The sequence below is a fragment of the Chitinilyticum litopenaei DSM 21440 genome, from assembly GCF_000428145.1.
GTDB lineage: Bacteria > Pseudomonadota > Gammaproteobacteria > Burkholderiales > Chitinibacteraceae > Chitinilyticum > Chitinilyticum litopenaei.
The window spans coordinates 25,875-49,761 of sequence record NZ_ATZJ01000008.1 but is presented as its reverse complement, the minus strand read 5'-3'; the positions used below and the strand labels follow the sequence as shown (position 1 = coordinate 49,761).

The 23,887-nt window shown below is 57.6% G+C and carries 16 protein-coding genes; 13 read left to right on the top strand and 3 right to left on the bottom strand.

The window, feature by feature from the left end; genetic code table 11:
- The first annotated feature begins 1 nt into the window (after position 1).
- From C515_RS24760 to C515_RS22975, 4 genes are read left to right on the top strand one after another with little or no spacing between them, the layout of a single operon-like run.
- Entirely contained in the window at positions 2-1,207 is a 1,206-nt protein-coding gene (locus C515_RS24760; RefSeq protein WP_028454703.1) for an ABC transporter ATP-binding protein, read from the top strand.
- Complete coding sequence (locus tag C515_RS22980) at positions 1,207-2,613, top strand: class I SAM-dependent methyltransferase (protein WP_081686770.1); 1,407 nt, start codon at positions 1,207-1,209, stop codon at positions 2,611-2,613. Before C515_RS24760 ends, C515_RS22980 begins: the two co-directional genes overlap by 1 nt.
- Positions 2,610-3,638 (top strand): glycosyltransferase family 4 protein, encoded by a 1,029-nt coding sequence (locus C515_RS19650; protein ID WP_043648240.1) that lies wholly within the window; start codon positions 2,610-2,612, stop codon positions 3,636-3,638. Before C515_RS22980 ends, C515_RS19650 begins: the two co-directional genes overlap by 4 nt.
- Before the next feature lie 3 nt (positions 3,639-3,641).
- Complete coding sequence (locus C515_RS22975; RefSeq protein WP_144290355.1) at positions 3,642-6,008, top strand: glycosyltransferase family 4 protein; 2,367 nt, start codon at positions 3,642-3,644, stop codon at positions 6,006-6,008.
- Between the two features lie 184 nt (positions 6,009-6,192).
- On the opposite strand, the gene C515_RS19645 is transcribed toward C515_RS22975, so the two are convergent.
- Positions 6,193-6,879, bottom strand: a complete 687-nt coding sequence (locus tag C515_RS19645) for a Crp/Fnr family transcriptional regulator (protein ID WP_051304660.1) — start codon at positions 6,877-6,879, stop codon at positions 6,193-6,195.
- 79 nt (positions 6,880-6,958) lie between these two features.
- Here C515_RS19645 and C515_RS22315 point away from each other — a divergent pair, with 79 nt between their 5' ends.
- The 9 genes from C515_RS22315 (at position 6,959) to C515_RS0105300 (ending at position 21,044) form a co-directional block, all read left to right on the top strand.
- On the top strand, positions 6,959-8,299 hold the full coding sequence (locus C515_RS22315) for a FecR family protein (RefSeq protein WP_081686768.1): 1,341 nt from the start codon (positions 6,959-6,961) through the stop codon (positions 8,297-8,299).
- 164 nt (positions 8,300-8,463) lie between these two features.
- Positions 8,464-10,311, top strand: a complete 1,848-nt coding sequence (locus C515_RS0105335; RefSeq protein ID WP_144290354.1) for a CHASE2 domain-containing protein — start codon at positions 8,464-8,466, stop codon at positions 10,309-10,311.
- Positions 10,308-11,504, top strand: coding sequence for a hypothetical protein (locus C515_RS0105330; protein ID WP_028454697.1), 1,197 nt, complete (start codon positions 10,308-10,310; stop codon positions 11,502-11,504). The genes C515_RS0105335 and C515_RS0105330 overlap by 4 nt, the downstream gene beginning before the upstream one ends.
- Positions 11,505-11,948: 444 nt before the next feature.
- Positions 11,949-15,911 (top strand): beta strand repeat-containing protein, encoded by a 3,963-nt coding sequence (locus tag C515_RS0105325; RefSeq protein ID WP_028454696.1) that lies wholly within the window; start codon positions 11,949-11,951, stop codon positions 15,909-15,911.
- A 321-nt stretch (positions 15,912-16,232) separates the two neighbouring features.
- On the top strand, positions 16,233-17,138 hold the full coding sequence (locus tag C515_RS0105320) for a hypothetical protein (protein WP_028454695.1): 906 nt from the start codon (positions 16,233-16,235) through the stop codon (positions 17,136-17,138).
- Positions 17,139-17,355: 217 nt separating this feature from the next.
- Entirely contained in the window at positions 17,356-17,601 is a 246-nt protein-coding gene (locus C515_RS19635) for a DUF6447 family protein (protein WP_043648234.1), read from the top strand.
- A 57-nt stretch (positions 17,602-17,658) separates the two neighbouring features.
- Positions 17,659-18,111, top strand: coding sequence for a hypothetical protein (locus C515_RS0105310; RefSeq protein WP_028454694.1), 453 nt, complete (start codon positions 17,659-17,661; stop codon positions 18,109-18,111).
- 31 nt (positions 18,112-18,142) lie between these two features.
- Positions 18,143-19,390, top strand: a complete 1,248-nt coding sequence (locus C515_RS0105305; protein WP_028454693.1) for a glycosyltransferase — start codon at positions 18,143-18,145, stop codon at positions 19,388-19,390.
- Between the two features lie 562 nt (positions 19,391-19,952).
- Complete coding sequence (locus tag C515_RS0105300) at positions 19,953-21,044, top strand: acyltransferase family protein (protein WP_158380781.1); 1,092 nt, start codon at positions 19,953-19,955, stop codon at positions 21,042-21,044.
- A 116-nt stretch (positions 21,045-21,160) separates the two neighbouring features.
- On the opposite strand, the gene C515_RS0105295 is transcribed toward C515_RS0105300, so the two are convergent.
- Complete coding sequence (locus tag C515_RS0105295; protein ID WP_028454691.1) at positions 21,161-22,717, bottom strand: DUF6311 domain-containing protein; 1,557 nt, start codon at positions 22,715-22,717, stop codon at positions 21,161-21,163.
- Entirely contained in the window at positions 22,714-23,832 is a 1,119-nt protein-coding gene (locus C515_RS0105290; RefSeq protein WP_028454690.1) for a glycosyltransferase, read from the bottom strand. The genes C515_RS0105295 and C515_RS0105290 overlap by 4 nt, the downstream gene beginning before the upstream one ends.
- Between the last annotated feature and the right edge of the window lie 55 nt (positions 23,833-23,887).

The following is a 23,887-nucleotide window of genomic DNA, read 5'->3' as shown; positions in this document are numbered from 1 at the left end:
TATGGGTACAATTGTTGTCAATCAGCTTAACAAGTGCTTCACGATCTATCGCGGGCGTCTTGCAAAAATACTTGCATTGTGCGGTATTAATGTGCCGGGCCGTGCATATCACAAGCAGGTGTTGCGTAACATTAGTTTCCGTGTCGCACCGGGTGAGGCGCTTGCCATCGTCGGGCGTAATGGCTCTGGCAAGAGTACTCTGCTCAAGTTGATTTGCCGAACCCTCGCGCCTACCTCGGGCCTGGTTTCCCTTGAAGGCCGGGTAAGCGCTTTGCTGGAGCTTGGTGTCGGATTTCATGAAGAGCTGACAGGCAGGCAGAATGCCTATATCTCAGGGCAGCTGCTCGGTTTCAGTCGTGATGAAATTCACGAGCATATCGATGGGATGATGGCCTTCTCTGAGCTTGGAGAGTACTTTGATGTGCCTATCAAGAAATATTCCAGTGGCATGCAGATGCGTCTGGCATTTAGCGTTGCTACGGCAATCCGTCCGGATATTCTGATTGTCGATGAGGCTCTTTCAGTTGGAGATGCCTATTTTCAGCATAAATGTTTTGATCGCATCAAGGATTATCGACAAAAAGGCACAACTCTGCTTTTTGTCTCGCATGATCCGCTTGCCATCAAATCAATTTGCAATCGTGCAATCTTGCTTGATCGGGGCGACATGGTCCGTGATGGTGATCCTGGTGAAGTGCTGGACTATTACAATGCCCTGATATCCGAGCGTGACAATGCCCAAATTAAAATTGTAAGCGAAGAAGGTGTGCGTTCTGGTACAGGCGACGCAGAAATTACCCAAGTCGTTTTGCAGAATGCCTCGGGACAATCTGCCGAGGTCTTGCAAAGTAATGCTCCGGCCCGTTTGCTCGTATCATACCGACTGAATCGTGTCGTTGACGATCTGACCGTTGGAATGCTGATAAAGGACCGCGTGGGAAATGAAGTTTTTGGCACCAACAGTTTCATCAAGGGGGTGGCACTTCCCGCTGGTGGACAGGGGGCAGATCATGTGGTTGCTTTCGATATAGCTGCTCTAGCTTTGGGGGCGGGAACATACAATCTGAGTGTGGCGCTGCATTCCAGCTACCACCATCTGAATGACAATTACGACTGGTGGGATCACGCCTGCACTTTCACCGTTTTAAGTGATGAGGTGTTTGCAGGTGTCGCCAGGCTGGAAACAACAGTTAGCCGGATAAGCTGATGACAAATATTGATGAAATCATTGCAAGGGTTCGTGATGAGGCTCGCCAGGTAGAGGCAGTGACTGATATTGACCCAGTGTATAGTGGCTCTATGCCTGATCTGCAGAAGGTCGAACTCCAGTGGCCGAGCTCCATGGGGGAGGTTCTATTCCAGCCCGCTGATCGGTTTTTTATTTGTGCGGCGAATCAATTACTCCTTGGCAAGATGCCTGAAACGTCAGCAATTCAAGGCCTGCTTCCAGAGATCAGTAGTGGCCGCTTGTCACGACTTGAATTGCTTTTTCGTCTTGCGACTCAGAAGAATTTACAACTCAGGCGCTTGGGTTTCTTAGATCGCATGATTGTCCGTGCGATTCGTTTTTTCAAGTCGAAGCCCGCTGCCTCGTTAACCATCAAGGTGACAAAGCTCGTTGCTTTGCTAATGTGGCGATTCACTACCAATCGCTCATTTGTGGCAATAATGGCCACTTTAAGAGAGCTGGATATTCAGGGGGAAAGGCTTGCTGTGCTTGGTCAAGAGCAACAGCAGCTTGCTGCGCAAGTCCATAAGGTATCAGTGCAGCACGCCGGTTTTCAAAGGGGCATGCTTGGAGCCATGCAGGCTTTTTCGAGTAGTGTCAGGCATGAGCAGCAAAGGCTAATTGCTTTTCAGGAGTCTCTTGCATCACGGTGCGTCGGTACTGATTTTGTAGATGATCTGCATGCAAAAGTCTCAGCTGATGATGATCTTTCACAGGATTTGGATCGATATTATCTGGCGTTTGAAGATCATTTTCGTGGTGACAATTCAGCTATTGCTGGCAGGCAACGGCTGTTTCTTCCGATCATTCGCCGCGCCTTGAGCCAATCCAGAGGTAGTGTGTTGGATATTGCTTGTGGTAGGGGAGAGTGGCTCAGTATTTTAGTTAATGAGAACATCCCCGCTTCAGGTGTGGACTTAAGTGCTGCCATGATTGATTATTGTTGCCAGCAGGGTCTTCAGGCATATGAGATGGATGCTTTGAGTGCTTTGGATGGCGTGCCTGCGAAATCACTTTCGGCGATCACATCCTTTCACCTTGTTGAGCATTTACCATTTGATGCATTGTTTCAAATGATTCAGAAGTCATTTGCAGCACTGGCTCCAGGGGGCGTCATGATTCTTGAGACCCCAAATCCTGAGAATGTTCTTGTCGGAAGTCATACCTTCTATCATGACTTTACTCATCGAAATCCCGTGACGCCGACAAGCTTGCAGTTTTTGGCTGAGTATCATGGATTCACTGATTGTGAAGTGCTCCGGCTTAATCCCTATCCAGATGGTGCGAAAGTGCCAGGAAATGACCCGCTGACGGAGCGTGTTAATGGTCATTTGTGTGGGCCTCAGGATTATGCCCTAGTTGCCTGGAAAAAGGCGCAGTCATGAGGGTGCTGGTAACTGCCAGCATTGCACCTTTTATTCATGGTGGGGCTGATTACCATGTCAATGGGGTGTGTGATGCTTTGCGTTCGGCAGGTTGTCAAGTAGAGCTTTTGCGCTTTCCGTTTACCTTCCAGCCTGAGCAGACCATCATGGATCTGATGGAATGGCTTGCTCGACTTGATCTGCGCGCACCAAATAATTATCGAGTCGATAAGCTCATCAGCCTGCAGTTTCCAGGTTATGGCGCTATGCATGATGATCATGTCGCTTGGGTAATGCACCAGCATCGAGCTGTATATGAGTTGTATGACCCCCAGACTGCAAGTCCGGAGCTTGCTGCACTGCGTGAGAAGGTGGTTGCCTATGATCAACGCAGTTTTGCGCGATGCAAGCGCGTCATGGCCAATTCGCAAACGGTTGCTGACCGTTTGCGTCGATTTAATGGTGTAAATGCCGAGCCACTTTACCATCCACCCCCACAGGCCGAAGCGCTTTTCCTTGCAGAGCCACTCGGCTACGTGTTTTGTCCAAGCCGAATTGAAACACTCAAGCGGCAAGATCTGCTGGTAAGAGCTTTGGCCCTGGCGCCAGAGTCGCTGCCAGTTCTTTTTGCTGGCGATGGCGGGCAAAGAGCGGCATTGGAAGAACTCATTGCAGAACTGAAACTCGAGAGCCGTGTTCGCCTGTTGGGGCGCATTTCCGATGCAGAGAAGAGGCTTTATTACGCGCATGCGGACGCTGTTTTTTTTGCCCCTTTTGATGAAGATTATGGCTATATAACCCATGAGGCGATGCTATCGGGTAAGCCAGTGATTACCTGCTCCGATAGTGGCGGGCCGCTTGAGTTTGTAAGAAATGGTGAGACTGGCTGGGTGGTCGAGCCAGATCCTCAGGCGGTTGCTGAGGTTCTTCAGCAAATCCGGCGCAGGCCGCAGGAAGTTAAGCGCATGGGGCTTGCTGCCCGTATGAACTGGTCGGAGTTCGGGATATCGTGGACCAATGTGGTCAATCGTTTGCTGGAGAATTGAATCGTGAAAGTTGCCTTGCTTGCTCCCAGTAGTGTTCCCTTTGTTTGGGGGGGGGCTGAAAATATCTGGCGCGGCATCTGGATACAATTGAATCAGACCCCTGGTGTTATTGCTGAAATGATAAAGCTGCCGTCCCCGGAGCAAGATTTTTGGTCAATAATTTCTAGTTACAAGCACTTCTCTGAGCTAAATCTCGATCATTTCGATAGAGTCATTACGACAAAATATCCGGCTTGGATGGTTGAGCACCGTGATCATGTTGTATACATGCAGCACACATTAAGGGGGCTTTATGATACGTACCCCGCTCATCTGAGCAAGCAAGATCCCGAACTCAGAGAGCGCTATGGAGCATTGTTTGCCCTGCTGGATGAGCCCGCACCTGACCGGATTAGCCTCAAGTCTTGTTTTGATGAACTTGATCGATTAAAGCAAGCAGGAGTGCTTTTGCCAGAGCATTGCTCGCTGCCAGGTCAATTGCTGCGTAGGGTTGTGCATTTTTTTGATCGGGTTGCCTTGCGCCCGAGTGGCATAAGCCGCTATATGGCAATTGCACATGAAGTTGCAGGGCGCGAGTATTACTTCCCCCAAAATGTGCAAATTGATGTTGCATATCACCCCAGCGCACTTGCTGTCTCGCCCTCTGAAAATGATGCTGCCGGAATGCATATTTTCACGGCCAGTCGACTTGATGCTCCAAAGAGACTAGACCTCTTGATCAAGGCATACAGGAAGGCTGGGCTCAAAATCCCCTTGAGAATTGCCGGAACTGGTCCACAGGCAGCCGAGCTTGAGTCATTGATTGCTGGTGATCCAAGCATTGAACTGCTTGGCCATGTTAGCGAGGTGCAGTTGGCTCAAGAGTATGCCAAGGCATTATTTGTCCCTTTCATTCCCGAGAAAGAAGATTTTGGGTTGATTGGGTTCGAGGCAATGCGTGCAGCGAAACCGGTGTTGACATGCACGGATAGTGGTGGAATTGTTGAGTTGGTCGAGGACGGTAAAAATGGCAGGATTGTTGAGCCTACTCTGCAAGCAATTGCTGGAGCCCTTGCCGATTTGTCAAATGTCAGCGTATCTGAGGAAATGGGCCGTAATGCTTCGTTGACTGTGGCTGGAATAACATGGCAGGGTCTTGCCGAAAATTTGTTGGCCCCTGCGCAACGTCACAGCTCAAGACGTTTGACCGTCCTGAATACTTTTCCCGTTTTCCCTCCAGTTAGCGGAGGGCAAGCTAGATTGTTCAATTTGTATCGAGAGTTGGCCCGCCTAGGTTTTGAAGTTCATCTCATCAATCTGGCACCGTCTGCCAAGGTTTCGAGCAGGCGTAGGCTTGCGCCAGGTTTGTTTGAGACATTGGTGCCGGTTGGCGTGGATTTTTTACGTCTCTGTGAAGAAGAAGAGAGACGGTTGGGAGTCTCGTGTGTTGACTGGGTTGCCGCAAGACATCCGGACATGCTGCCAGAGTGGAGAAAAGCTATTGAGCTGGCACTGGAGCAAGGAGGGCAGTTCATTTGCAGTCATCCGTATTCTCTGCCTGTCTTTTTACTGGCTGGTGGTGAAAAGTGGATTTATGAAGCCCATAATGTTGAAGCGGATTTAAAGGCTGCAATGTATAAAAACCAGCCTGATGTGGCCGAGCGTATCGCTGCACTTGAGGCACAGGCGTATCGCGATGCCGAGATGGTGATTTCATGCAGTGATGGCGATGCCGAACGCTTTGTTCAGCTGTACTCTGCGAAGAGTGATCCAGAACGTGTTGTCGTTATTGCAAATGGTGCAGATACAGAACGTGTAAAAATGACTTCTTTGGGAGCGCGGAAAGAAAAACTTCGTTCACTGCAGATGTCAATCGCCCCTGAAAAAATAGCACTATTCATGGGTAGTCATCATGGCCCAAATATTGAAGCTGCTTTTCATGTGCTTGCTGCCGCGAGAAAGTGTGAAGATACATATTTTATCGTGCTGGGAAGTGTCAAGGATGCGCTAGCAGCTGAAGAGTTGCCTGCAAATGTCCGTTGCCTCGGTGTCGTTGATGATGCGGAAAAGTGCCTTTGGCTTGAGATTGCAGGCGTTGCTCTTAATCCGATGGATGGCGGGTCAGGATCAAACCTGAAAGTGATTGAGTATGCTGCAGCAGGCATCCCGATTGTCAGCACTTCGTTTGGGGTCAGAGGGACGGCTCTCAGTCCAGATAAAGACTACATTGCAATTTCCTCTGAGGAATTGGCAAAGGGGGTCAGGGCTGTCCAGGCATTATCTGCGAGAGATTGGGAGAATATGACGGCGAGCGCCAGAAGCTGTATTGCTGCTACTCTCTCTTGGAGTTCTTTGGGGCGTGCATATGCAGATGCACTTCTCGTGCACTGAAAGACAATAGATTTTTTTGCTTTGTATTGTTGCGTTTTTAGAGGTGGTTTTTCTTGATCTGGGGAATGTGTCAGGATTTCTGGCGTAACTTGATATTTAAATAACCGCACTGGAAATGGCTGGTTTCTCAAGTGCGGCCTGCCCTCTTTTTTCGTGATTGGGCAATTCCGGTTAATTTGACGCTTTATGTTTTTATTGCATGCGTCAAGCCATGACTGGCAAGGAGTTGCAGGCCCTTTAAGTCTCTAATCAGCAGTTTTTTCCCATCTTTACGAACCAGTCCATCCTGGATTAGCTTTGCAATTGCACGTGAGACACTTTCGCGGCTGCAGTTGCACATGCCCGCCATGACAGCCTGAGGAGGAGGTTCAAGATATTCCACTCCTCCTGCTGTTGTTTTTTTAAAGCGCAGCAGCTGCATGCAAATACGCTGGGTTGTATCGTTGATGGCCAGGACTGCCCTGCTTTGTGAGGCAAGACGAACCAGAAAAGCCAATTGTTTGAGCATGCGCTCCGCAAGCAGAGGGTGAGAGTAGAGTAGCTGCAGGGCAAAGCTAGCCCCTAAGGCCCCCACCGCAGATGGAGTTATGGCGCTGACCGAGGTTGAGCGCACACCACCATCAATCACGGCCAGCTCCCCAAAAAAATCACCGGGTTGAATGATGTGAATGGTGATGCTGTGCCCGTCTCGCGTGACATCCTGCACCTGTAATGAGCCGGAGAGCAGGAAGAGAAGCTCTTCACCTTTGCTATCCTTTTGAATCACCGTATCATTCTTCCCGTAGTGCTTTACAGACAGTTCCGACTGGATGCGCTGCAGGATCAGTTCCGGCAGTCCTGCAAAAAGTGGTATGTGGTAGACTGAGAGCACGAGTCGATGTCCTGACAGGATGTGAAAACCGGGCCGCTGGCTGGGTCAAGCGTTCTTTCGTGGTGCGAGGTAAAACAAGATGACCAATTCATATACACGCATGCTTGTCGCTCATGTGACGGCGGCCCTTGCCATGCTGCTCATGCCGCAAGGCCATGCGGCCCCCCAGCCCATGGGTCAAGTGCTGAGTATAAACGGATCTCCCCAGCTTGAAAGAGGGGGGGAAGTATTGGCACTGCGGGCGGGTGATGCCGTTTATCCCGGAGATCGGTTAACGACAGCAGACAACGATTCGGCCTACATCAAAACCGTAGATCATGGATTTTTGGTTGTTCGCCCCAGCAGTCGTCTTGCCATCGAAGCCTACGGGGTTGATCTCTCAGGGGTAGAGCAGTACAAGTTCAGACTTGAGCATGGCGTCGTTCGTGCGGTGTCTGGAGCCAAGGTCAAGCAATCGAGAGACAAGTACCGCTTGAACACTCCGGTTGCCGCGATTGGCTTGAGAGGGACGGATTTCATTGTTCGTGCAGATGCAAGCACTACTCAGGTTGCTGTGCTGAGCGGTGGTGTTGTCATGTCTCCGTTTGGTAGTGACTGCAAGTTTGAAGGGGCGGGCCCTTGCGAGGGCTTTGCCGCAAGGGAGTTGTCGGCATCCCGCGAGAAAATGCTCGAATATCGACAGGGTGATGTCGCTCCGGTCATTCTGGAAAATGCGCAGCAGCAACTGCGGCAACTTGCGCCAGATCTTTTGTCAGCCACGCGCGACTTGGGTGGTGCTACTGGTGGCGGTCAGCAAAAAGACCAGGTTTCAGGAGGGGTTGATGACCTGAAAACCGGATTCAATGGCTCTGTCGTTGTTCGCCCGGAAATTGTCCAGCCGGATTTGACAGGGGCAAACGGTGATGGGGCAGTTAAGCCCAGGCAGATTTACTGGGGGCGGTGGCGTGATGTTGCCGGTCTGAAAAATCAGGTTTCGCTTGACGAGTTCCTGGCTGGGCGCGCACGTTTCTCGACAACGCTGGCGTATGTCGGGGCGTATTCGAGTGCGCGGGAGTTGCCTGAAGTCAAGACCGGGACGGCGAGTTTTGCCCTGGCTGAACATGAAGGGCTATTCATCGATACCCGGACAGGGTCGGCATTGAGCATGAGCGCCGAACGCGCAGCGCTCACGGTAGATTTTGCGCGTTCAACCTTCAATACCGAGCTTGATTTGAAGGGGCCTGGCATGGCTTATCAGCTCTCCGCCAATGGCACGATTGACAAACAGGGCCATATGCAGAACAGCCCGATCAGCAACGTGACCATCCAGGGGGTACTGGCTGGAAAGCAGGCTCATGAGGCTGGATATGTCTACCAGCAAGGCCTCGGAGAAGGCAAGTATCTTACCGGTGCTACCTACTGGAACAAGCTCGACAAATGATGCTTTCCATCAAATTTGCCCTGTGCCTGCAAGGTGCAGGGCATCTCTTGCGCATCGGTGTGGCCTGACTTTTTTGCGGCCCCCTTATCTAGCGTCTGTCAATTTTGCCAAGCCCACTTTTTTCTGAAAAACTGCAGCGGCAATTTTTGGGCTTGCGGCTTGGCTTGCTGCTTGGTGTCAGTGCATTGTTTGCTGTGATTTTGCACCTGTCACCAGGGGCGCTGCCGCAGCCCCTATCCCTGCTTGAGCGCTATCAAGATCATCTGTTGCTGGTGCATGCCAAGCCGGAAGCTGGCCCTCAGGTCGTGCTGATCGACATCGATGAGTCCAGTCTTGCCCAGTTGGGTCGATGGCCATGGGCGCGCAGCAGGATGGCGGATCTGCTTGATGCCCTGCTGCTTGATTATGGAGTTGCCCATGTTGGCCTGGATGTCGTCTTTCCGGAGCCGGCAGATGCGGAGGGTGATGATCGACTGCACGCCTGGGCAAAAGCCGGGAAGGTTACCCTTGCCCAGGTGTTCCAGATGGATGCCGGTGATGGCTTGCGTGTAGGCCAGTTGCAGGGCGGGGCGCCGATTGCCGGTCCTTCATTTCCTGCCGCTACCGGCTTTATCGGCAACCATGCCGGTCTGTCCGGTGCTGGATGTGTGGGCCATATTTCCCCCTTGCTCGATCAGGACGGCATGGCGCGCAGGGTGCCGCTGATGATTCGCTATCAGGATCGGAATTACCCTGCACTTGCCATGGCCATGCTGGGGTGTTGGCTGGATGGGGCTGGTGAGGCTGCCTGGCAAAAATCCGGCTATGGCTGGCGCATGCGCCCGATCAACGTATCACCAGGAATATGGCAAACCGATGCGGATGGGCTTTATCGCTTGCCCTATCAGCATGGCGTCTCTTCCTGGATTGCCGTGCCTGCGGCAGATGTCTTGTCCGGGCGTGTGCCTGCTGACATGCTGCACGGCCGGCTGGTGCTCGTGGGTTCAACCGCCCTGGGGGTTGGTGACTTCGTCGCGACACCGCATGGGGCCAGAACGCCGGGATTGATGCTGCATGCCGAGATGTTGCTGCAAGCCCTAGGGGAGCTGGAACGACCATCTCCCCCGCCGGTTCCCGTCTGGGCGCTGGTCATGCTGTGGTCGCTGGTCGTCATGCTCACGCTGGGCTTGTGGTGGCTGAACCGCCCTTTCCAGGCGCATGTGCTGTTGCTGTTGGGATTGGTTGCGCTGATCGCGGCGCTGGAGGCCGGCGCCCTGCGCGCGGACATTCGCTGGCTTGCCCTGCTCAGTAGCGGAACAGTCTTGCTGTTGCTGGCCGTGCTGCTGGACTGGTATGTTTCCCAGCGTTATGCCCGGCAGCTTTATGCGCTGTTTCGCGACTATCTCCCCAAGGAATTGATAAGGCAACTGGTAGACCGGAACGACCCCAGCGTCTTGCGTGCCCAGGAGCGCACCATTACCGCCTTGTTTGTGGATATTCACGGGTTCACAACCATGGCGGAAGTTTTGCGCACCGACGAACTGGTAGCGACTACCCGCAAGGTGCTGGGTGAGCTGACTCACTCGGTGCTCCAGTCCAATGGCACATTGGACAAATATATGGGTGATGCCTTGTTTGCCTACTGGGGTGCTCCGCTGGATTGTCCCTCGCATGCGGATCAGGCGCTTGATGCGGCTCGCGACATGTTGCGGCGCATTCACGATTACAACCGCGAGCATCCCGAACGCCCGATCAGCATACGGATTGGCATTCAGTCCGGGCTGGCCATTGTCGGCGATCTGGGTACCGATTTCCGCCGCAGTTATACCGCAATCGGTGATGTCGTCAATGTCGCCCAGCGTCTTGAGAAGCTGGCGGCCGAGTATCCGGGTGGCGTGCTTATCGGTGCTGGCGCACAGGAGCGTCTGACAAGGCATGCATGTTCTTACTGTGCCGACGTCAAACTCAAGGGACGGCAGGGACACATGGCGGTCTACATCCCCGACTTTGCAATTTATCGGGCCTATTCATGAGCGTGTCCTGCCGATCCGGCTGGCCTTCACTGGCGGCCGCCCTGTTTCTTGTCGCTGCGCACGCATGGGCCGAAGCGCCGTACGACCCGGACCATGACCCCCTGTATCTGCAAGTGGAGCAGGAAATCCAGTCCGGTCACTGGGAAGCTGCGCGCTGGCTGCTGGAGGAGTTTCTCCAGCGGCAGCCCGACCATTTTGGCGCCAGAATCGAGCTGATCAGCGTCTATTGCCGGCTGGGGCTGGTCGAGCAATCCCAGCTGCTGCACGAGCAACTGCTGGCTGACCCCGCGCTCAACGCCATGCAGCGCCGGGCCTTGAACCTGATCGCTGATGCCGGGTGTGTCCGCGTCAATCGTGATGAAATTACCCTGTCCAGCTGGATGGGCTATACCTCCAACCTCAATCGCAGTACCTGGCGTCAGGTATTGGAGATCACCACGCCCGATGGTGAAGTCACCTTGCCGCTGGATGATCTCAGCAAGCCCCGCCCCGCGGGTTTGCTGGGCGCACAGATCCAGTATCGCACCGGTAGCGAGGCCGAATGGCTGCTGCAGGCCGGCTATCACGGCAGCTTCAGCCCGGCTGGCTACCGGCAAAGCTGGCTCACGCTGGGCTGGCAGCCCCGGGCGGATCTCCGTGTGGAGTTGTCCGGCAACTGGTTCATTGAAGAAGCCTATCGCCAGGCTTTGCAGCTTCGCTACGAACCGGTGCTCAGTCAGGATGCCGGTCAGTTGCTGCGCGCGGAGCTGCAGTTCAAGCAGGAGCATTACACGGTCAGCCCGGACTATCATGCCAGCGATCTGGCGCTGGGCTTGCGGCATTACTGGCTGGCAGAGCAAAGCCTGCTTGATGTTGCCGTACATGCCGGCTATCTCCACGCACCAGATCGCCCCGGCGGCAGCCGCTCACGCCTGCATGCTGAAGCGGGTTATGCAACCGGCTGGCGCGATTACCGGATCGATGGCCGCCTGCACTACCTCTGGCAGCAGGACGCGCAGGGCTACAGTCCGCTGCTCAACAACAACCAGCGCCGGCAGGGGCAGGAATGGCGCATCAGCGCCGGCATCGAGTGGGGATGGCGGGAAAGCATCTGGCGCCTTGAGTACAGCTATCAGCAACTCACTGACCGCATTCCCCTGTTCAGCTATCGCGAACATGCGCTCTTTCTCAGCAGCGAGTGGCACTGGCGCTGATGCGTGCCCGGGCATGGATACTGTTGTTGCAGTGCACACTGTGTCCTGATGCGGGAAACACCTGATCAGACCGCTGGACCCCAGCCATGAACCGTTTTTGCATGCCGGGTATCCGTCTCTCACGCTTCGTCTTGCTGGCCTGCCGGGCTATACCTTGTGGTGTTTTTCCGGGGTGCCCCCGCTGGCTGATGCGGCGGGGCCTGCCCGTCAGCCTGGTGTATCCTTCAGCTGGTTAATCCTGGCGGATTTGCGGTATGATCCGCCCGCTGTGTGGGTTCTTGCCCGCAGGGCTTTTTGTGTCGCAACTCGGCAACAGCCGCGGCAGAAAAAGCAGAAATGTGACGAGAGTCACATTTTTTTGCTGGTCTGTTTCACATAATCCACCGCAAGCACATCTATAGCGTGCTTATTTTTTCTCTTTCAATGCATTGGAGTAAAAAAACAATGGCTTCTGCAGCTTCCCTCGCGAATGTGCAAAAACTCTACATCGCCTACTACGCTCGCCCGGCTGATGCCCTGGGTCTGGAGTATTGGGCTGGTCAAGCTGACGCAAACGGCGTAAGCAGCATCGTTAACGCGTTTGCTTCCTCCGAAGAATCCAAGGCCCTGTTTGCTGGTCAAACCGTTGCTCAGCAAATCACTTCTGTATACCAGAACGCATTCAACCGCGATCCGGATCTCGCTGGCCTGAACTACTACGTGGCTGAAGTTGCTGCCGGTCGTCTGACTGTTGGTCAGGTAGCTTTTGCAGTTTTGGAAGGCGCTCAAGGTGCTGACCAGGCCGAACTGGACGCCAAGCTGGCCGTTGCCGATGCTTTCAGCACTGCCCTGAACACCGTCGACGGCATCAACGGCTACACCAGCAACGAAGACGCAGTTGCAGCTCGCCAGTTCCTGGACGGCGTTACCGCTGCCAACAAGGACGCCAAGCTGACTGAAGTTCCGTCCGTTACTGATGCCATCATCAACAACGCCAGCAACAACACCTTCGTGCTGACCAACGGCACCGACAAGGCTACCGCCAACGTCTTCGAAGCCGGCCTCGTTTACACCCCGGGTGGCGACGACCGCATCAACAGCCTGCAAGACGAAGACGTACTGTCCGGCACTGGCACCAACGCTACCCTGAACGCTACGCTGGGTAACGCCAACGACAACGGCGCCAACATCATCACCCCGGCCCTGAGCAACATCGAAACCATCAATGTTGCCTTCTCTGGTTCTGGCGCGGATGCTGTGAAGGGTCTGGACCTGCAAGATGCTACCGGCCAGAAGGAAGTGAATGTTACCCGTGTTTCGCAAAGCATCAACGAAGCGGAAATCGGCAACATCACTACCGTGGCTTCCAAGCTGTCCCTGGCCAACACCAACGCCAATCAGGCCGGCACTGTTGAATTCTCCTACGCAGCTGGCGTACTGAAGGGCGACAATACTGCTGATCTGACTCTGAGCAATGTACAGATTGGTACCCTGAACCTCGGTGAAAACACCTCCGGCATCGGTGGTCGCGGTGTTTCGGTCAACGGTTTTGAAAGCCTGAACCTCGAGTCCACTGGCGCGGCCAATACCGTGGGTTCCCTGAACCTGCCGGCTGATACCGGTACCGCTGGCGAACTGAAGATCACTGGCGACAAGGATCTGACCCTGGCCAAGACCAACAACGTCATCAACCGCACCACGGAGAAGGTTGAGGCCGAAGAGTACACCGGTGGTGTCCTGCAGGCTTCCGGTCGTCTGGCCAAGATCGATGCCAGCGATTTCGAAGGTTCCCTGAAGCTCAACCTGGGCAACAACATCCTGTCGCAAGGCAAGGCTGACACTTCGGGCGTGGCTCAGAACGTGACGGTCATCGGCTCCAAGCAAGCCGATACCTTCTACCTGAACGACACCGTGCAAGCTGGCGACAGCATCGACGGTGGTGATGGCGAAGACAGCCTGGTCGTACTGGGTGGTGGTGTGGCCGGCACCGTCAGCAAGGTGGAAAATGTTGACATCAAGGCCAACAACGCCGCTGTGGCCATCGATTTCTCCAAGATCGCCGATGCCAAGCTGACCAGCGTTCGCAATATCTCGAATATTGATGGCGCCGGTCTGGATACGCGCAAGGATCTGGCTACCAGCTACGATGCAGTGGTTACCCTGACCAAGTTGACTGTCGATCAAGCCAAGAACATCACCGTTCTGCACGGCGTGACCGGCAACAACGACATCAGCGATCTGACCCTGAGCGCCGCGCTGGCGACCGATACCGCCAGCGACGAGCTGGGCATCACCATCGGTGAAGGCACCAACACCGACGAGCGTTTCAACTTCACCCTGGCTGCCGCCAAGTTTGAAAACCTGACCATCAGCAACGCTGACAGCGAGTCCAACACCGTTGAACTGGCCAATGCTGCTGATCTGAAGGGCAAGCTGGTGCTGAAGGGTGGCGTTGCTGGTACCTTCATCAACTTTGACACCGACACCGCTGCTGCTGATGACGCCAATGTTGGCCTGTGGCGCAAGGCTATCGGCGATGGCGCAAACGCCACCAACGACAACAAGAAGGTTGGCGTTGTGACCCTGGGTCAGGAAGACGTGGGTTCGCTGGCTACCGCGGTGCGTCTGGTTGCCGCTGAAATCGATGCATCCGCTGAAGTTTCCGACGTGATCGTGCGTGTTTCCACCACCGAAGCCAACACCTCCGGCGGTCAGAAGATCACCATGGGCGCCGGTAACGACACCGTGATCTTCGACCAGCTGACTGGCGAAAACGCTTCCAAGGCCGGCCTGACCGTCAAGGACACCGTGGTTGGCGGCGCTGGCGACGACACCCTGGTGATCGATGGCGACAATCTCGACATCCAGATCCAGAAGTCCGAGTGGGACAATGTGTCCGGCTTCGAAACCCTGTATCTGGCTGGCAACGGCGCAGGCAAGGCTTACTTCCTGGAAATCGACGACGACTTCATCAAGGCCAACAACAAGGCTGGTCGTCTGAAGATCGACAATGACGATGACTCCAGCATCAACGGCGCTGCCGGCACCTCCAATGCCGCCAAGAACACCGATGATGACATCGACAATACCGCGCTGACCCTGTTCGGCACCAAGCTGTCCGCTTCCACCTACTTCGAATACGATGGTGAAGAAGGTACTGGCTCCACGGTTGACCGTTTCGTGCTGAACGACAACAACGTCAATGGTGGCCACATCATCGACGGTGGTGAAGTTGATCTGGTCAACGACAAGACCAACGCCGAATGGTCGGCCGTGGACAACCAGTCCAAGGACGTGATCGAAGTGCGCGAAGAAGCCACCTTCGGCCTGGGCGATCTGGACAACATCAAGAACGTGGGCAAGCTGGTGATCAACAACACCGCTGGCGCGACCCCGATCTATCTGGATGTCAGCCTGAACAACACCGTGGCCGATGCGCTGTCCGATGCGGGTCACACCGCTTCGCTGTCGCAAGTCGAGCGTCTGGACATCATTGCTGACGAAGGCACCTACCGCACCGAAACGGGCACCAACCAGGCAACGGCGACTGCCGGTTCCGGTCTGAAGATCAAGGCCAAGGATCTGGGTGGCCAGTTCCAGCTGAATGTCAAGGGTGATCAGGACTCCAATGTTTCCGACAGCGTTGAAATGACGCTGAACATTGGCGGCGCAACCCAGATCATCGATCTGGATGGTACTGACTTTGCTAATGCCAACACCCTGGCTTGGACTGCGGCCGGTTTTGACGTCGCTGCCGGTGGCAACAAGCTGATCATCAATGGCTATGACGCTACCAAGCACACCATTGACGTAACAGACATTGGCGGCAAGGCATCGATCAAGTTCACCGATACCAGCAGCAACTCGCAGGTATTCACCCTGAACGACGCAACTGGCACTATTGCTGATTCGTCGACCGTGGTTGGTCTGGTGAATGCGGCGGGCGTGACTCACTACTACACGGGTGACGCCGTTACTCTGTCGCATATCGTGGGCACTTCGGCCGCTGATGCGCTGGGTACCATCGCTGCCGGCGTGACCGTGGTGGGTGGTGCAGGTGCTGATACCTACACCCTGGGTGCTGCTGCGCAGACCGTGGTATTCAATAGCACGACTGGCGCCGACACCATCACCGGTTATGCGATCGCCGATGATTCCATCCAGCTGAGCAAGTCTGTGTTTACCGCGCTGACTACTGCCGCTGGCGGGCTGACCGCTGGTGAATTCGTGAACGTTGCCAATGCCGCTGCTCTGGCCGGTGGTTCGGTGGCGGCTGCTACCAATGCTCAGCAGATCATCTTCGTGGCAGATACTGGTTCGCTGTATTACAACGCGGATGGTGCAACTGCCGGTGGCCTGACTCTGATCGGCGTTCTCGGTACTGGTCTTGGTGCTATGGCTGAAACTGAGTTTACCGTCATCGCTTAATCTCCCCGGAGAGACATCCCGCACTTCGGTGCGGGATGTGGCAAAGCAAAACCCCGTGGCTTCGGCCACGGGGTTTTTTTGTGGCCTGATCGCAATGCCACGGGTATTGCCATGCGGACAAAGTGCCGATTGGGGGGGGGGGGCGCAATACCCTGCCTGGAAACGCGCAGCTGCCTGCCTGCGGCTTGCCCGCCGGCGCCGGTGCGCGGTGCCGGGGCGGCTTGCCAGGCGGAGCAGGGCTTGTCCATGCCGGCAGAGCCTGCCGGCCATGGCTGGCGTGCATTTTGCTTCAAGGGGGCTGATGATAGTGGGAGAATCACCATGCATGTCGAATCGCTACGCACCACAACGAGCAGCGAGCGCAATGCCGTCGCCACGGCAGTCCGGCCGGGCGGCGCCTCTGCCTCCGCCTTCGCTTCGGCGCTGGCCAGCGCCCGGGATGTCAGTACCTTCCGTTCGGGACGCCTGGGCATCAGCCTGCACGAGAATGGCCAGCCCAATCTGGTGGAGTATTACGCGCCGGATGGCAGCCTGCTGACGCGCTCGAATTTCAGTGCCCCCGACATCCTGCGCACGACGCGCCAGTACGGCATTGCCCTGGACGATCTGACCGGGCTGGGCGCCCAGCTGGATGCCGCCGGGGTCGGCTACCGCCCTTATGAATTGCTGCCGGGCGCCGGCTCGGACCACGGCATTGACTTTGCCGATCTGCAGCGTGGCGGTCTGGGTACGGCCTATGACTGGCGCATTGATCCGTTGGTCGACCAGAAAGGCCGGTATGCCCGCCAGCGGCTGGCGGAAGACCGGCAACTGGCCAGCGAACTCGGCCTGCATGCCACCGTGGGAGTCACGCGTGGCGCGGCGGTCGCCGTGCCCGCCACCGCCGGACTCGCCACGGCAAATTCTGCCGGAGGGACGGTAACGCCGCAGCCGGCCGGGGCAAGCCTTGCCGCCGGCACGGCTGACGCGCAACAGGACGAGCTTCTGCAGGCCGGCGCAACCGCGCCGTTGCCGCAAGACGCCGCCCTGCCATCCGCGTCAGCCGCGTTCGGGCCGGAAGAGCAAGCCGCCACCACGCCGGCGCAGCGTGCGCTGGCCCATTTTGCGGATGGCCTGTGGCTGGCTGCCGGTCAGCGCGTGCGCGAACGGGCGGATCAGCACGCCAGCACCGGGAATGCCTTGCAATCGGCCCTGGCGCAGGCCTTGCTGGAACGCCAGCGCGTCTGAGCGGCCCCGGCGCTTGCGCATGAGGCGGGGCAGGGCGAGTCACTGTCGCCAGATAAGCTGGAAGACTGGTTATTGATTCGGCACTCTGATGTTTTTACTCGTAGGAGCGAGCTTGCTCGCGATCAGCAATCCTTCGCGAGCAAGCTCATCCAGCAGCAGTGTTGGCCTGCGGCGGTTTTCGGTAGAATGCGCACCTTTGTTATGAAGGAGCGCAATCATGTCCGAAATGACCGTGACCATCGCCGGTACGGAGTACGCCATCGCCGATCTGCCCGAAGCGGCCCGGCAACAGTGCGCCTTGCTGCAGTTTCTGGATGGCCAGCAGGCACGCCTGCAGAACGAACTGGCGGCGGTACAGCTGGCGCGCCAGAATGCCGTGCAGCTGCTGATGGCCCAGGTGGGTGCCCCCGAGCCTGCGCCGGCCAAGCCCAGGAAAGCCGCGTCGCGCAAGAAGCCGGCGTGAGGTCTTGGGCACGCACGCGGCGCGCAGCCGTGCCGGCGTGCCGGTAAGGAGCTGGCGATGAAGTTTCAGTTGTATTCCCCCAAACCCGACCACTGGCTCTGGCTGTGGCTGCCGCCTGAACAGGCCGCGGCGGGCTTTGCCATGGCGACGGCAGGGCTGCTGCAGGTACGCGCGGCCCTGTTGCGCGTGACCGCGCATGACTTGCCAGCCGGAGCGGTGGCCGAGGCGCGCCACTGGCTGCAGGAGGAACATTGTCAGCGCATTGCCGCGCAGCGGCCGGTGCGACAATCGGACGCAGCCCTGCCAGCGGACTCTGGTCAGTGCGATACGCTGGCGCGCCTCAGTCTGGGGCGTTTGCCTGATGGCGGCTTTTTGCTGGAGCTGCAAGGTGAGGGTGGCCTGAGTGCCAGTGCCGAGCTGGGGACGGGCGTCATGTATGGCCTTGTCAATCTGATTGATGGCGAGCTGGAGCGTATGCAAGCGCTCCAGCTGCGTGGGGCCTTGCAATGAGACCGGCAATTTGCATGATGCAGGGTAAACCGTGAGCAGGCGCGTGCTGTTTGTCCATCAGGGCTTCCCGGGGCAGTTTGTCCGTCTGGCGCCATTGTGCGCCCGGCAGGGGTGGGAAGTTGTGGCGCTCGGCATGCATGCCGCGCCACCGTTGCCCGGGGTGCGCTATTGCCGCTATGGCATCCCCGAGCGCCCTCGGGCGGATCTGGACGAGCTGTTGACGGGGCTGGATGCCAAGCGCCTGCGTGCACTTGGCGCCGGTAATGCGGCCAGGCAGTTGCGGGATTCGGGTTTCACGCCCGATGTGATTGTCGTGCATCCCGGCTGGGGAGAGTCACTGCTGTTGCGCGAGGTATGGCCGCAGGCTCTGCAGTTGCATTACTGCGAGTTTTTTTATCATCCGCATGGGCTGGATACCGATTTTGATCCGGAGTTCGCCCCGCCGGCGGACGACTGGCAGCTGAATCTGCGTTTCAAGAATGCCACCCTGTTGCTGGCGCTTGCCGACATGAATGCCGGTGTCGCGCCGACCCGCTTTCAGCGCCAGCTGTTTCCGACCCACCTGCAGGCCGCAATTGCCTGCATCCACGATGGGGTGGATACGGATCGCCTGTGTCCTGATCCGCAGGCCGAGCTGGTTCTGGATGGGGAGGTTTACCGTGCGGGTGAAGCGATCATTACCCATGTCAATCGCAGTCTGGAGCCCATGCGCGGCATCCATTCCTTCTTGCGGGCTCTGCCTGCCATCCAGGCTGCCCGCCCCGACGCGCGCGTGCTGATTGCCGGCATGCCGGCGCGCGGTTATGGTGTGGCCCTGCCTGCCGGGCATGCGGATTGGCCCAGTGTGCTGCAGGCCGAGTTGCAGGGGGCCGTGGACTGGTCGCGCGTGCGCTTTGCCGGGCGTCTGGATCACGAGCAGTTGCGGCGCTTGTATCAGGTGTCTGCCGCACATGTGTATTTGAGCTATCCCTTCGTGCTGTCGTGGTCCGTGCTGGAGGCCATGAGCTGCGGGGTGCGTCTGGTGGCGTCGCGCACGGCGCCGCTGGCGGAGCTGGTGCTGCATGGCGAAAACGGTCTGCTGGTGGATTTTTTCGACACCGCCGCGATTGCCGGCAGTGTGCTGTCGCTGCTGGCGCATCCCGAGCACTACGACGACCTGCGCGCGCGCGCACGCCAGACGGTGGTGGCCGGCTATGACTGGCAGCGCGTCTGTGCTCCGCGCTGGCTGGCCTTGCTGCGGCGCCTGGCTGACAGCCGGGTGGCGCCACGGTCAGTCTGACGCCCGCTAGGCTCTGCTGATCCGGCGCTCAGCTCGGCATCTCGGCAACTGATTGGGTGGCCAGCTCAGCAACTCGTCATGCCGGCGTCCCACGGGGATTCCCTGCCGTCAAAACCGGTATCCAGAACGGAGATTCCCGCTTTCGCGGCAATGACGAGTTGTGAATGACGAATTTGTACTTTGCTGAGGTCGCGACCTGATCAGGGGTGCCTTTGGGGTATGTCTTGGAAGCCATTTTCTGGAAAGGGCTCTACGCCAATACGTGGTGATGTTTATCGCAGGCATGGCCAAAAGTCTGTCTGCTGTTACCATTGCCTGCCCGGGCTGGCAGCCAGTCAGGGTACGAACGGGCAGGATGTTGTCGGTCGCCTGTGTTCCGGCCATGCAGGCCTTGTTTTTCTGATCGGATAGCTACTCGGCAAGTTGGCCGTGCAGCAAGACCCGCATCCAGCGCGCCACGCGAATGAGTGCAGCCGCTGGATTTTCAATGGCGCGGGAATGCGGAGCCGGGCTTTGCCGGGGCGGCTGTCTGATGAGATTTTTTCCGTTTTTGCGGCATATCGTGCAATCTTCCAATTTCTCGTATCAGCCCCGTCTCGATCAGCTGCGCGCGCTGGCAGCAGGCATTGTCTTCCTTTTCCATGTCTACCATTTCTATTACTGGCAGTGGCAGCCCGTACCCGGCAAGCCATGGCTGGCACTGATTGCCGAAGGACATACCGGGGTCGGCCTGTTTTTTGCGCTGTCCGGGTATCTCTTCATGCAGATTGCCCTGCATTCGGGCAGCATCGATTACGGTCGCTTCTTGCGCAATCGCCTGTTGCGAATTTTTCCGCTGTTCCTGGTGGTGTTTTTCGTAGCCATTTCGGTGGGCCGGGATGAATTTCGGGCCGCCGACGTCCTGTATCTGCTGTTTTCCAATCTGGGGCAGGCGCCAACTTCCAACTCCTTCATCACCGGCGCGGCCTGGACCATTTCGGTCGAATTTACCTTCTATCTGATCTTTCCCTTCCTGGCCCGCTTTGCACTCGCCGAGGGCCCAGCTTATCTGTGGCGCTGCCTGCTGCTGCTGGCCGTCATCAAGCTGGGAGCGTTTCTGGTGACCGAGCGCAGTACGCACATGCTGTATTCGACGCTGGTCGGCCGCCTCGACCAGTTTCTGATCGGCATGCTGGTTGCCCAGTATTGTCACCGGCATGCCAGCGTCATTGAGCGCTATGCCCTCCCTGTGCTCTGCTGCGGGATCCTGGGCATTTCGCTGGGGGTGATGGCCCTGGCGCAGTGGGCGAGTTATTTCAGCCCGGCTCCCAAACACTGGTTCTGGCTGGCGTGGCCAACGCTGGAAGCGGGAAGCTGGGCCTTGCTGATCGCTGGCTGGCATCACACGCGCCTGCCTTTGCCGAACTGGCTGGCGCGTGGCGCGCAGCAGCTGGGTGAAGTCAGTTTTTCATTCTATCTGTGGCATGGCTTGGTGATTTACATCCTGCATCGCCTGCTTGGCCCCCTGGCGCCCACGGGCATTTTCCACCTGGATGCCTTGTTAAATGCGCTGCTGCTGTTTGTCGTTAGTTTTGCCCTGGCGCGACTTAGCTTCCTGACTGTCGAGCGCCCCTTTCTCGGCATGCGTGGCCGTTATTCCGGGCTGGGACGTTAAGATAGTGTGCTGGCCTTCGCCTGTATTGGGGGCGCTGTCTTGCCGGGCAAGCCTGGCGATTTGTCGCTCAGGCCCGGCAATGGCCAAACGGCTGCGCCAGCCTGTGTCGTGCAGACTTACCGCAAGCAGAGCCTGATGTGCGGGTGCGTGTTGTCCGCGTGCAGGCAGCTTTGGCGATCAGCGCGCGGGAGCAGATAGAGACTTGGGCTCCCGGCCGGTGGCGGGAGTGCCGGCGTGGCTGCACTGTCCTGGCGGGCCTGCAGCGTGCGCGAGATATAGCGGGCCCCCCGCTGTGCCAACAGCCCATCCAGCAGGCGCTGTTCGGCGAGGAGCTCGGCGGGGAGTTCGCTGTAGACGAAGCGGCTCCATGGCTGGCCGTCCAGCACTCGCTGCAGCGCCTGCTGCTGCTGCCGTGCTTGCTCCTGCAACTGTGGATGCCGATGGCTGGCATGCGGGGTGGCGTGCCAAAGATCGGCCAGCTGCAAGGCGGCGGCCAGCAGGGCACCTGCCCACCAGCGTTTGCTGCCTGCAGTGCGTGACTGCCACAGCAGTGTCGCCAGCAAAATGAGGACGAGCGCCAGTGGAATGGCGAAGCGCCCGGCAACGCGGAAGCGCTGGTAAATCGGCGCGAGCCATTCCTGCAAGGGGGTCGTTGCCAGGTGCTGGCCCAGTATTCGCACTTCCCCGGCTGTGGCGATAATTGCCAGCAGCAGGGCGGGAGCAAGCAAGGGGGGTAAACTTTGCCAGTTGATATGGGGTGATGGGTATGCGGCTGTAGCCATTTTCTTGTAATGGATCAGGGCTAATACCCCAATGGCCAAGGAGCCGGTTCCCAAATAGACCAGTGCATCTTTCTGCCAGGGTTCATTCACGGCATAGGCATAGCCGCTTATCCCCCAGTTGAGTGACTGCACAAAGGCGGCCAGATCAATGCCCGTGCCGGCGGCGCCCTGTGCGAGTTGATAGGGCGCATGAAACACGCCAAATGCGGCAAGCAGGGCAAGCGGTACAAGTTGACTCAGCAGGGCGGCCAGCCATTGCTTCCGCATCACTAGTGCCAACGCGAGGATGCCGGATGCCATGACGCCGAGGTAGGCATGCGTAAGCCAGGCCATGCTGCAGGCCAGCACGCTCAGTGCGCAGGTTTTGCCTGCGGAGTCCTTGCTGTTGAGCGCCAATGCGCAAGCCCATACGATGACCCAGTTTCCTGCCAGCGCGATGTGCTGGGCGCCGAGCATTCGTGTCGGTGTAATCAGGTTCGCGCTGATCAGCAGGACAAACAGCCATTGACTGGGGCGGTGGTCGCTGACTTGCCGGATCAGCAGCAAGGCAAACAGGCCCAGCAGGCCCTGATTGATTACCAGCAGGCTTTCGAAGGGCAGGGTGATGCCGACGGTCTGCTGCAGTACTTTTGCGAGCAGGCTGAACCACGGCGCCGTATCGGAAAAATAGAGGTTTCCCCCTCCGAACATGGGATTCTGACCCAGCGGCCAGCGCCAACGGTCGTTCAGGTAGAACGTGTGGGCGGCGGCGCTGTTGGGATAATCGCTGGCGACCATGAGCTGACCGGAAAACAGCCCTGCAAGGCCGCCGCTATACCAGTGCAGGAGGGCGATGCCCAACAGCGTCGCCAGCAGGCATTCCAGGAATAGAGTACGACTGACCGGTTTCATGGTGTGCCAGGCTTGCCAAGCAGCTCTGCGTAGAGCTGGCCGTAGCGCTGCACCATTCGTGCGCTGGTGAATTCCTGCAGATAGCGTGCGCGGGCGGCAAGACCAAACCGCCGGCATTGTTCCGGCTCGTCCAGCAGGCGCTGCATCGCGTGTGCCAGTGCGACGGGTTCCGCTGGCGGCACCACCAGCCCGGTTTGTTCATGCAGGTTGATGTGGCTGGTGCCCGTGCCGATTTCACAGGAAATCATGGCCTTGCCATGCATGGCCGCCTCGACCAGGCCCAGCCCGAACGCTTCAGAGCGCAGGTGTGAGGGGAAGACGAACGCATGAGCGCCGGCCAGCAGGGCCGCCTTGTCGGTGTCGTCGATCTGCCCGGGAAAGTGCACGTGCGTCAGGCCGGCGGCGGCGGCCTGCTGCTGGTAACGGGCGCGCAATGGCCCGTCGCCGGCCAGCACGATGGGGCTGCGAATGTGGCGCGCTGCGGCCAGCAGAAAGTCCAGGCCCTTGTAATAGCGGAAGACGCCGATAAAGGCGAAATAGGGCGCGCCCAGCCGGGTCTGCCAGGCCGCTACGCGGGTCTGGTCCACGCTGGCGGCCTGATCGGGCAGGCCGAGCGGGATGATCTGGCACCGGTCGCGGTAGGGCGCCAGATCCTGACTGCTGGCCAGGTAGGCCGGGCTGGTCGGGCAAATGCGCTGGCTGTGCCGCAAATGCCAGTGAAACAGCGGGCTGTAGAGGCGCTTGAGCTGTTTCTGCTTGACGATGTCGCTGTGGTAGGTAACGACACTCGGTTTGTCGGCCAGCTGCAGGTGCAGCAGGTCGCCAAACGGCCAGGGTGCGTGGTAGTGAATCAGGTCATAGCCTGCGGCGAGCGCGCGAATCTGGCGCAGTGCCTGCCAGCTCATCGGTGTGGAGGCGATGTCCAGCGTGGTGGCGAAGCGGTGTATCCGGCTGATGCCGTTGTCAGCGAGGCCGGGTGCGGTTTGCCGGCTCAGTACGGCCAGATCGGCCTGATAGCCATGCTCTGCCCCCCCGTCGAGCAGATGCTCGATAACCTGCTCGACGCCACCAACGGTGTCGGGGTAGTACGTTTTATAGAGATGCAGAATGCGCACGCGGCCAAGTGTTCCATTGGTGACTGGCCGGCAGTTTAACAGCTGCTGCAAGCCT